Here is a 10,352-nt window from a genome sequence, read left to right as displayed (position 1 = left end):
TGACCGCATCGGGGTGGGTCATGTTGAGGCAGATCGCCATCTCGTTGGGCTGGGTCGAGAGCGTGATGTAGAAGTCGTAGCCGCCCTGTTCCTTGCCATCGAACAGCACCGACTTGTTGGTCGGCGTGCCGATATACTGGTCGAGCAAATCGATCTCGCCCTGCAGCACCTTGAGCAGCAGCACCTGCGCATCGGCGACGAGCACATAATCGATGCCGTCGAGATAGGGCAACTGGTTGCCCTCGGTATCGACCTTGAAATAATACGCGTTGCGCTCGGCAGTCGCGCGCTCCGTGCTTTCGCCCGGCGCAACCTTCATCTTCCACGGATGCAGGACAGGAATTTCCGAATTGGTGAAGAAGTCATCTTCGAGCGCGGCGCCTGATTTCTTCTGGAACAACTGCACCCAGCCCGACAATCCGGCATCCGTCGCCAGCTTGTCTGCGTCCGGGTTATATTTCGGCATGAACTGGCTGAGGTAGTGCTTGGGGAAGCGCGTGGTCTGGTCGGCATCGGCCCAGGCGAGCAGCAATAGGAACATGCCGTTCGGATCCTTGAAGCCGACCTTGAACGTCGTCTCATCAACCTTAGTGAAGATCGCCTTGTCGTCGCCAGCGATCAGGTGGTCCTGGTTGGTAACTTCGATGTCGGGGTTGGTGAACACGTCCTCGTACCAGAACATCACGTCATCGGTGGTGTAGGGATGCCCGTCTGACCACTTATGACCTTCGCGCAGCTTGAAGGTGAATTCTGTCGCGGTATCGTTCGGCGTCACTGCCTCGGCGACATTGGGAATGACACCCGTCCATTCGGGGTTGTAGCGCACCAGCGGCTCGTAGGCCTGGTACCGGAACAGCATCGACAGCGAACCGCCTCCGACGATTGTCGAGTTCCAGGTGCCGCCATAAGTGCCGATCTCGTTGAGCGGCGTGACGATCATGGGATTTTTAGGTAGGCGGTCTGAGAGCGGCGGCAGACTGCCTGCGTCGACGAGCGCCTTGAGCATCGGCGCCTCGCCGCCTGGCGTCGCTGCAAACGCGCGCGCCCCAGCCGCCGCAATGGTGATTGTCGCTACCGAAGCCCCGAGGAAAAACCGCCGGGTGATCTTGTTCATGATGTACCCCTGTTGTGCCCGCGCCCTGTCCACGACGCACATCAAGATTTCCACCTTGAGCAGAATTTGTCAATGTCATTGACAAACAAATGATGGATTTGGCCAAGTCAGCCGAACAAGCCGCCTGAATTTACGATTTTTCGCAAGTTTTCTCCATGATTCATCATGTCCCCTGACAAAGTGTAGCAGGATCTCCGTGGAGGCTGCGCCGCGCTCTGGCAGCGCGGCACCGCCTGAGAATGCTCTCGTGATTATCTAGGATCTCTAGGCAATTGCGTCGCTGAGCACCGCGTCGGACCCCAAACAGCTGGAAGTGGGCGGAGCGAGAGGCGGCATGTGGAGGTATACGGTGGACCGCTTCAGTGCCGGTATCGGGTCGGATGATGTATTCTCAACAGCTCGATTGACTCGCAACTTTCTTCCGGCGCTCATAGTGCCAGTCCAAGTTCGGCTTCAAACAAGACAGTCTGAGGACGACCGGAAGCCGCTATCCACCCTCAGCAGGCGATCTGCTTTCGGCGGCAGGACGCTATTTCTAAAACCAGAATTGCGACGAACGACAGCTAGAGCAGTTTGGATGCGCGGCGGCTCACGCTTACTCGAGCCGGTCAGTCCTCACCCGTCGCGCGGTTGAGCTGCTCGACGAACGGGTGGACTAGGTAAAACGGCACGGTGCGGTCCTCGGTCTTGACGAAGGCATCCACGGGCATGCCGGGAACCAGTCGGACATTTGGCGGCAGCCTCTCGAGCTCGGATTTGTCGATGGCGATGCGGGCGCTATAGAACTGATGGCCGATGGCAGGTTCCTGGGTCACATCGGGGGCAATTGCTGCGACGGTACTTCGGCCGCCTCGATGCCGCCTTCAATAATGCCGACATTTCGGGGCCGTTCGCATCGATCATCGACATGGAGGAAACCGACTTCGACCAAGTGATCGCCATCAACCTCAAAGGGTCTGGCTGTCCATCAAATACGAACGCGAGGCCATGATCGCGGCCGGCAACGGAGGCTCGATCGTCAATACTTCGTCCTTCGTCTCGAAGGCGCCATCGATCGGCACTACGGCCTATGCGGCGAGCAAAGGCGCGCTCGAGGCCGGCCCGCACAATATCCGCATCAATACTCTGCTGCCTGGAGCGATCGACACCGAGATGTTCCGCAGCCTCGACGGATCGGCAGGCCCGAGGACGTCGCCAATGTCGCTGTCTGGCTTGCCACCGACGAAGCCAGCTTCATTACCGGCCAGAACCTGTTGGTGGAGAGCGGCATTGCCATTCCTGGAATGCGGTAAGGCCGGTTCCCAACACGGACAAGACAGTCCTGAACCGGCCTTCAGAATAGAGGTCACAGCCCCGTCGTTCTTTTAGTTACACTAAAGTTTATGCCCGGGATGCCTTCATTTTCACCAATCGTTAAGCAAAAAAGCGTTTCATTACCTATGCCAGCGGGCCTCTGACCCGTGAGCAAGGGCCTCAAACTGGACGGCGCGAGGACTTTTCTCTCTCAGAATTCAGGTCACCTCCATGTCACGCCTTTTTGCCTCGATCCGAGCCAAGTTGCTTGGCGCGTTTTCGCTTGCCGTCGTCCTTGTGCTGGCGCTGGGCGCCGCAGGCCTCTGGGGTGCCAACCAGTTGGCCGCCTCCAACCATTTCCTGGCGCGGGACGTGCTGCCCAGCGTCAATCTGGCGGCGACCTTGAGGGGCGATATTTTCAGCACGCGAGTGAGTGTCGTTTCGCACCTGGCAGCGACCGAGCCGGCCGACCGGCAGCAACAGCAGACCCAGTTCGATGCCCATGTGGCGACCGTCGATACCGAAATCGAGGCCTACCGATTGCTGGTGTCGTCGCCAGCCGAGCAGCAAATCCTGGACGCTTTGGAAAAGAGCTGGACTGCCTATGTGCAGGGCGTGCCGGCGGTCGTCGCACTGGCGGATCAGGACAAGCAGGCAGAGGCCTTTACCCGCAACGATGCCGAACTCAAGCCCCTTGCCCTCGCTACGGCCGACAGTGCGCAAAAACTGGTCGATCTCAACCACGGCGATGCCGAGGTGGCAGCCAGCGCGTCCGAGCAGCTTGAGCAGTTCATTTATGTGGCGCTCGTGGTTGGGGTGCTGTTTGGCGCCATCGTCTCGATTGGCCTGGCCGTCCTGATCATCAGCGGCATCTCTCGCGGCATTGGTCGTATCGTCACGCCGATGGCCGCCCTGGCGGCAGGCGATGCCTCGGTCGATGTGCCGATGCGGGCCGAGCATACGGAACTGGGCCGCATTGCCGACGCTGTCGAAGTGTTCAAGCAAAACCTGATTGTCAGCCGCGGTCTCGAGGAAGAAAAGCTGGTCGGGCAACAGCGCATGGAAGACGATGCCCGCACCATGGCGGTGCTGCAGTCCGAAATCGGCCTGGTTGTCGATGCGGGGCTGGAAGGTAATTTCGGCGAGCGCGTCACCAGCCGCTTTGCCGATCCTCAACTGGGCAAGCTGGCCAATTCAGTCAATCAACTCGTGGCTTCGGTCGAGACCGGGCTGAACGAGACGCGACGCGTTCTCTCGGCCATGGCACGAGCCGAGCTGACCGAGCGTGTCGAGGGTGATTTCAAGGGGGCTTTCTCCCAGTTGCAGAACGACACCAATGCGGTCGCCGATCGACTCGCCGAGATCGTCGGGGAATTGCGCGAAACCTCGACATCGTTGCGGACCGCGACCAGCGAGATTCTGTCGGGCGCCAATGACCTCAGCGAACGCACCACCAAGCAGGCAGCGACGATCGAGGAAACCTCGGCGGCGATGGAACAGCTTGCCTCGACGGTGATCCAGAATGCCGAGCGGGCGCGTGGGGCCAGCGACGTATCGTCCACCGTCACCAAGACGGCCGAGGAGGGCGGGGTGGTGATGCATCAGGCCACCGAGGCGATGGAGCGCATTACGCAAAGCTCCGCCAAGATTTCCAACATTATCGGGCTGATCGACGACATCGCCTTCCAGACCAATCTGCTGGCGCTGAACGCCTCGGTTGAAGCGGCTCGCGCGGGCGACGCCGGCAAGGGTTTTGCGGTGGTGGCAGTGGAAGTGCGGCGGCTGGCGCAGTCGGCAGCCTCGGCGTCGGCGGATGTGAAGGTGCTGATCGAGCAGTCGGCCAATGAGGTCAAGGGCGGCTCAAGGCTGGTCAGCGACGCGGCGGCCAAACTGGAATCGATGCTGACCGGCGCGCGTTCGTCCAACGAGCTGATGAGCAGCATTGCCCGCGAAAGCCGCGAGCAGGCCTCCTCGATCGAGGAGGTGAACATCGCCGTGCGCACCATGGACGAAATGACCCAGCACAATGCGGCGCTGGTCGAGGAAATCAACGCCGCCATCGAGCAGACCGAAGCGCAGGCTACCAAGCTCGACAAGGTCGTGGATGTCTTCGTCGTCAAACGGCAGGCGGGCGCCGCACAGGCACGGGTTGTGGCGCATGCCGCCCAGCCGGCCGGCATCGTGAAGCTGACCCAGCGCGTGGCGCAGGCCGCAAAATCCTATCTGACACGCGGCAGCGCGGCGCCGGCGATCTCGTCCGATTGGTCCGAATTCTAGGAGAACGCTTCCTCCGGCAGGCATCCAGGCCGTTGGAGGCGAAAACTCTCGCATACCGGCGCTGCGCCAACTGCCCGAACCTGACCAACCGGCCAGGACGAGGCCGATTGCGGCCCCGCCGAAGTCATAGAAGTCCTTCTCAGGGCACTCGTGCCCGTCGAGGACGCCACTTATTGCTGCGGGCTCTCGCAGTTGCCGTCGGCCCGCGCCGTGGTGTTTATGCAGGCTATGCGTCAGCCAATTGGCAACGTTTAGTGCCCGGGCTCGATGTCCGTCGATGCCGCAGTCTCCTTCTGAATTTCCACGGCCGCAAGGCGCTCCGTTAGCGCTTTTTGGATGAAGCCATAGGCATCGCTGCCGAGAACCAGTCGCTTTTGCGCCGGATACTGACCGGCGCTCGCAATGATCGCGGCGGCCATCTTGTCAGGATCGCCGATCGGCGGATGCGACTGATCTTCAAGGCGGGCGCGGATGCTCCCCACCGGGGTGCCCCTGTAGGCGTCCAGTTCTGCCGCCTGGCTGCTGGCCGCCTTTCTGAAGCCGGTGCGCGCGCCGCCTGGTTCGACAATTGTAACGCCGATATCAAAGAACGCGGCCTCGCCGTGGAGCGCATCGAAGAACCCTTCCATGCCCCACTTGCTCGCGTGATAGAGCGAGCCGCCCGGCTGAGCGGCCTGTCCGCCATAGGTCGAAATGGCGATGATGCGGCCGCCCTGCTGCGCGCGCAAATACGGCAGCGCCGCGCGCGCGACCTGGATCGGTGCGACCAGATTGGTATTGATCTGGTGATAAACCTGTTCGTCGCTCAGCGCCTCGGCAGGGCCGAACAACCCATAGCCGGCATTGTTGACCACGACATCGATGCGTCCAAGCGTACCAAAGGCCGCGTTCACGACACGCGGAATAGCCGCGAAGTCGGTGACGTCAAGTTCGGCAAGCCAGAGCCGGTCCCTGTATTGGGCCTTGAGGTCGGCCATGACATCGAGTTTTCGCACGGTCCCCGCGACGCGATCGCCCCGGGCCAGAAGCTGCTCCGTCATGCTCCGGCCAAGGCCACTGCTTACGCCCGTGATAAACCAAGTCTGTGCCATTTTAATTTCCTAACTAACTGGTTAGATAGTTCTAGGATTTGGCTAACCAGTTAGTCAAGTGATATCGTGCGACAAAGGAGAATCGGCATGGCCAACGCAGAGGCGACCCGCGAACGTATCTTGAATGCGGCGATGGGGGAGTTCGCGGCTTTTGGCATCGCCGGGGCCCGCGTGGATCGCATCGCCAAGGAGGCGGGATGCAACAAAAACCTGATCTACATCTACTTCGACAGTAAGGAGAAGCTGTTCACCAGGGTGCTGGAGCATCATCTCAGCCGCGTCTATGTGGAGGTAACCTTCAGCCCCGACGATCTTCCCGGATACGCCATGCGCGTTTTTGACTTCGCCATTGCCAATCCGGCGATCATGCGCCTCATGGCCTGGTTCAGCCTTGAACAGCCGATCGATGGCTCACCCACCCGCAATGCCTCGATCGAAGGAAAGCTGGCGGAAATACGCGCGGCCCAGCAGCGTGGATCGATAACCGAGGATTTCGCGCCCGATTTTCTGCTGACCACCATCATGACCCTGGCGACTGCATGGACCTCTACCAACCCCTTCGGCCGCGGCATTTCTCCCGACCTCGTCCAGGCGAGACGAAACATCGGCAGGGTGGTGACGCTGCTGTCAGGCGCGGAATAGGATTGCTCCGTCAGCCGCGGAACCGTTCCATGATGACCACTACGTTCGCAACGACCGCCTCCGCGAGGTGGTATGGCGGATTCAGTGTCCGGCTTGTGGCGCAAAGCCGCGGTCGTCGCAGGACAGCGAACGGCGGCTTTCGGAAGCTCGATAAAAACGGCCCGGGAAATGATGACGCTGGTGATGAGAAGGGTCAGCATCGACACGAAGAGCGAGAGGTTGATCCCCTTGGTGATCAGTGTGCGCGGCTCCGGCCTTTTGAGAACAGTTCCATACCAACGGCGGTTGAACAGGTTGTGGCCAATCAGCAGCGCAAACATGGCGGTGCCGAAGATTTCGTGGACTAGATTGCCCATAAGGTTATAGGCAAGCGCGGCCAGCAGGAGGCCGGCCGCTACGAAGTCGAGTACAAGCCTGATGAGAAAGAGCGGCTTCACGGCATGTAGCTTTGCATGCGGTCGTAGCTGAACATGAACTCGCTAGCCGCACCGGCGCCCTGGTGACAGGACATGCAGCGGTCGGCAAAAGCGGTGCGGCGCACATTCTGGTTCGGGTCAAACTACTGGAAGTGCCAGTCACCGTTGCGGCCTTCCTCGACGAAGTCTAGGCCCCAGTCCCGGCCCTTTTCCATGACGAAATAGTCGGTCAGGGCGCCACCACCATAGATCTCAAGCACCAGCACCGTGCCGTTGGGCAGCGGCAGGCCTGCCTGCGCGGTATCGATGGTTTCCTGCAGGGCATAGGCCAGCTCGCCGCCGTCGCACGGCGATAATCGCCGTACATAACCATCTGGCCAAAGGATTCCGGGAATGTGGTAATACGGTTGGTTTGCGCCTGTGATGCCGTCGTAAGACCGCAAAGCACCATAGTGAGGCTAAGAAATAAGGTCCGCAAATGCATGGCTCAGGCCCCCTTTTTCTGGGATGTGGCGTCATGCGGAGGTGCCAAAGTAAACCAGCCCGTCATCGCTTGAATGATGCCCCACAATTTCTCGGGTATAACGAGACTGGGAACGACAGCCGGATCGAGAGTTGTTTCGATTGAGGCCGCGTCGCCAGCCTGTGCGCGTTCGACCCAGTCGGGGTTTATGACGAGGCCGCGACCAACGGCGATCCCGGACAGGCCAAGGGAAAGGGCTTCCGAGGCCTGGAAAGGGGTCAGGATGCCGCCGGCGGCAAAGAGCGGAACGCGGTCGCCGATATGTCTCTCGACAATCTGCGCGATCGTTTCGGCGGCGGTACTGCCGATTGGCTTGCTCGTCAGGATGTTTTCTAGCGACACGTGCACATAATCGACCTTGGCCTCGATCAGCCGGTCGATGAGCACCAGGGCGTCATCGATACGCAGCCCATCGGCCTCGGGCTCCTCCGGCGAAATGCGATAGCCAAGGAGGAAGGGACCCTTAGCATGCAGCTCGGCCACGCGGCGAACCTCAGCTACGACTGCAAGGGCGAAGCGCATGCGGTTCTCGAGTGAGCCGCCCCACTGGTCCTGCCGCTTGTTAAAGCGGGGAGAGAAGAAATTCTGGATCAGGAAGCCGTGGGCGCCATGCAGTTCGATGCCATCAAACCCTGCCTCGATCGCGCGTCGCGTGGCCTCGCCAAAAGCGGCGATAACCTCAAGGATTTCCGCGTGCGTAAGCTCGCGGGGAGTTGCTGCGACGGCGGGTGATGTTGCCGAAACTGCGACATTGCTGGCGCTGACGATCTCGCCGTCGGGCGTCAGGTCGGGGATTGCCTTGTTGCCGGCGTGGAAGAGCTGCAGAACGGCAGGGGCGCCGCCGCTTTTGGCTGCCTCAGCCAGGCTACGAAGGCTCGGCAAGAATCGGTCGTCGAACGAGGCATACTCGTCGGTGAAGCCGATGCCATTGGCCTGCAATCACCACGGAAGATACTGCGTGTTTGGCGGCTGTGAGCCGGATTGTGCCGGCGGCTTTCCCTCGCAAGGCCCCGATCGCATCCACTCCGCTGGAGATATCCTCGAGCGCCGGACGCAATGCCCGAAGCAGGGTTTCGCCTGCCTCCGTAACCGACTGCCGGTGCTGCCGAAATTTCTAGGGGAGTATCCGGATGTTCGGATTGAGATGATAGTCGATGATAGCTTCATCGACATCGTCGCTGACAAAATCGACGCTGGCATTCGGTTCGGCGACATCGTTGAAAAGGATATGATTGCGGTACGGATCGGTCCAGATGTCCCCCTCTGCGTCGTCGGGTCACCCTCCTACTTCGAAAAATTTGGTTACCCGCAAAACCCCCGCGAGCTCTCCAGTCACCGGTGCATCAACTATCGCCACTTGCGTACTTCCGGCTTTTTCGGCTGGGAGTTTGTCGAGGACGGAAGGCCACTTCAGGCTCGCGTAGAGGGCCCGCTGGTCTTTAGCAATACCGAGCTGCTGCTCGATGCAGCGCTAGCCGGGCACGGCCTTGCCTATACTTATGAGAACTACGCTCTGGAGCACATAAAGGCAGGACGGCTCGAACGCACCCTTGCCCAGTGGTGCCCAACCTTCCCGGGATATTATCTCTATCACCCCAGCCGCCGTCAGGTTCCCCCGGCTTTGACCGCCCTGATCGCTGCGCTGAAATATCGGGCTTGATGCGCGCCATTTATACGCCGCATGTCTAGGCCCATCCGATTTTTAGCCCCTAATCGCAAAGAGGGAGTTTGGCTATCTAGTCACAAGAAAAAGGAGACCATCATGAGTGTCTGGTTTATTACCGGCGCAGGTCGCGGCTTGGGTCAACACATTGCCAAGGCTGCCTTGGACGCAGGGCATCAGGTCGTCGCCACCGGACGCAATGTCGAGAAGGTCGCCAAGGTCTTCCCTCAAAGCCCCAACCTGTTGGTCGTCAAACTTGACGTCATCAGTCAAGCCGACGCTGACGCGGCCGCCAAGGCCACGATCGAGCATTTCGGTCGCATCGACGTCCTGGTCAACAATGCGGCCAGCTTCTACGCCGGTTATTTCGAGGAGTTATCGCAGCGGCAGATGGATCTGCAGCTGGCGACCAGCCTTGTCGGTCCCATGAACGTCACGCGGGCGTTTCTGCCCTACATGCGTCAGCAGAGGCGGGCAAAGTCATCTCAATCTCGTCCACGGCTGGGCGCATCGCTCATCTGGCGCGGCGCCGAAGGCAGCTATGTAGACCTGCAAGGGCAGGTGGCGTATTTCAGCACCGATCTCAACGCCGCCGGCTATTCCCTGGTGCAAGACAATGGCGGCACCGGTTCGCCGCCGGGATCGAGGCGGGCCGTGCCTTCGCGCTGGACGAGCGCTGGTCGCTGACCCCGCAGGCGCTGAACTATGCCTCGGTGGGCTTCGACAATTTCACCGACCGGTTTGGCTCCGAAGTGTCGCTGACCCATGGCGCCAGCCTCAAGGGCCGTCTGGGGCTGGCGCTCGACTACCAGACCGGATGGCAGGATGCCGCGGGCCGCAACGCGGCCACTACGCTCTACGGCATCACCAACCTCGCCTACGAGTTCCTCGACGGCGCCAACGTGGCGATATCGGCACCGATCTGAAATTTGCCGGCCAGAAATTCGGCGCTGAACTCGGCCTTGGCGGCACGCTCGACTGGGCAGACGGCGCCCACGCGCTGCACGGCAAAGTGCTGGGCTCGACCAGCTTCGAGGTAGTTACGCCGCCAAGGGCACGCTGGGGTTTACGAGCCGGTTCTAGCGGGCGAGCCACCTGCCAAAGGCAATGCGTACCTTCATCTCAGCCCCGGATCGCAATGGCGGCCCGAGCTTGTCTCTCCGACTTTGCCGTAGCCGACGGCGTTAGCTAATCCTGTCCATATGTGCCCGCGCCAGGCGCAGGCATTCCTGGAACGCGTCGAGATCCTGCAGCAGCCGCTCGGGCGATACTTCGCGCTGGACCAGCACGCAGCCCAACGCCTCAATGCCGCCATCCAGCATCAGGTTGTCGA

10 protein-coding genes and 2 pseudogenes are annotated in these 10,352 nt (G+C 60.7%); 7 read left to right on the top strand and 5 right to left on the bottom strand.

All coding sequences use genetic code 11. The features are described from left to right. Positions 1–1,114: ABC transporter substrate-binding protein (locus tag JWP26_RS11250; protein WP_299727273.1), on the bottom strand; the 1,114-nt coding region annotated here is incomplete at its 3' end. A 608-nt stretch (positions 1,115–1,722) separates the two neighbouring features. Then, positions 1,723–1,929 carry a hypothetical protein gene (locus tag JWP26_RS11245; protein WP_299727270.1) on the bottom strand — a complete coding sequence of 69 codons (207 nt, stop codon included), beginning with the start codon at positions 1,927–1,929 and terminating at the stop codon, positions 1,723–1,725. Between the two features lie 172 nt (positions 1,930–2,101). On the opposite strand from JWP26_RS11245, the pseudogene JWP26_RS11240 reads away from it, so the two are divergent. Then, positions 2,102–2,406: pseudogene (locus JWP26_RS11240) on the top strand (SDR family NAD(P)-dependent oxidoreductase). Between the two features lie 232 nt (positions 2,407–2,638). Next, positions 2,639–4,684: a methyl-accepting chemotaxis protein gene (locus tag JWP26_RS11235; RefSeq protein ID WP_299727264.1), complete on the top strand. Its 2,046-nt coding sequence runs from the start codon at positions 2,639–2,641 to the stop codon at positions 4,682–4,684. A 251-nt stretch (positions 4,685–4,935) separates the two neighbouring features. Here the strand turns inward: JWP26_RS11235 and JWP26_RS11230 are convergent, their stop codons facing one another. Next, complete coding sequence (locus JWP26_RS11230; protein WP_299727261.1) at positions 4,936–5,775, bottom strand: SDR family oxidoreductase; 840 nt, start codon at positions 5,773–5,775, stop codon at positions 4,936–4,938. An 87-nt stretch (positions 5,776–5,862) separates the two neighbouring features. On the opposite strand from JWP26_RS11230, the gene JWP26_RS11225 reads away from it, so the two are divergent. Then, positions 5,863–6,417, top strand: a complete 555-nt coding sequence (locus JWP26_RS11225; protein ID WP_299727259.1) for a TetR family transcriptional regulator — start codon at positions 5,863–5,865, stop codon at positions 6,415–6,417. A gap of 29 nt (positions 6,418–6,446) precedes the next feature. Beyond that, the gene (locus JWP26_RS11220) at positions 6,447–6,764 is read left to right on the top strand and encodes a hypothetical protein (protein ID WP_299727257.1); all 318 of its coding nucleotides are present in this window, start codon (positions 6,447–6,449) and stop codon (positions 6,762–6,764) included. Between the two features lie 212 nt (positions 6,765–6,976). Here JWP26_RS11220 and JWP26_RS11215 read toward each other — a convergent pair whose 3' ends face one another. Continuing rightward, positions 6,977–7,276 (bottom strand): hypothetical protein, encoded by a 300-nt coding sequence (locus tag JWP26_RS11215; protein ID WP_299727255.1) that lies wholly within the window; start codon positions 7,274–7,276, stop codon positions 6,977–6,979. Positions 7,277–7,320: 44 nt separating this feature from the next. Next, entirely contained in the window at positions 7,321–8,295 is a 975-nt protein-coding gene (locus JWP26_RS11210; protein ID WP_299727254.1) for an NADH:flavin oxidoreductase, read from the bottom strand. Positions 8,296–8,314: 19 nt separating this feature from the next. On the opposite strand from JWP26_RS11210, the gene JWP26_RS11205 reads away from it, so the two are divergent. From JWP26_RS11205 to JWP26_RS22415, 3 genes and pseudogenes are all read left to right on the top strand, one after another. Then, the gene (locus JWP26_RS11205) at positions 8,315–9,016 is read left to right on the top strand and encodes a LysR substrate-binding domain-containing protein (protein WP_299727253.1); all 702 of its coding nucleotides are present in this window, start codon (positions 8,315–8,317) and stop codon (positions 9,014–9,016) included. A 21-nt stretch (positions 9,017–9,037) separates the two neighbouring features. Beyond that, positions 9,038–9,433, top strand: a pseudogene (locus JWP26_RS22420) (SDR family NAD(P)-dependent oxidoreductase); the annotation flags it as partial. Beyond that, positions 9,397–9,945, top strand: a complete 549-nt coding sequence (locus JWP26_RS22415; RefSeq protein WP_367184115.1) for an autotransporter outer membrane beta-barrel domain-containing protein — start codon at positions 9,397–9,399, stop codon at positions 9,943–9,945. The pseudogene JWP26_RS22420 and the gene JWP26_RS22415, both read left to right, overlap by 37 nt. Positions 9,946–10,352: the final 407 nt, after the last annotated feature.

Origin of the sequence: Devosia sp., from assembly GCF_028290435.1 — a bacterium.
Lineage (GTDB): Bacteria > Pseudomonadota > Alphaproteobacteria > Rhizobiales > Devosiaceae > Devosia.
This window is presented reverse-complemented; position numbering and strand designations above follow the sequence as displayed.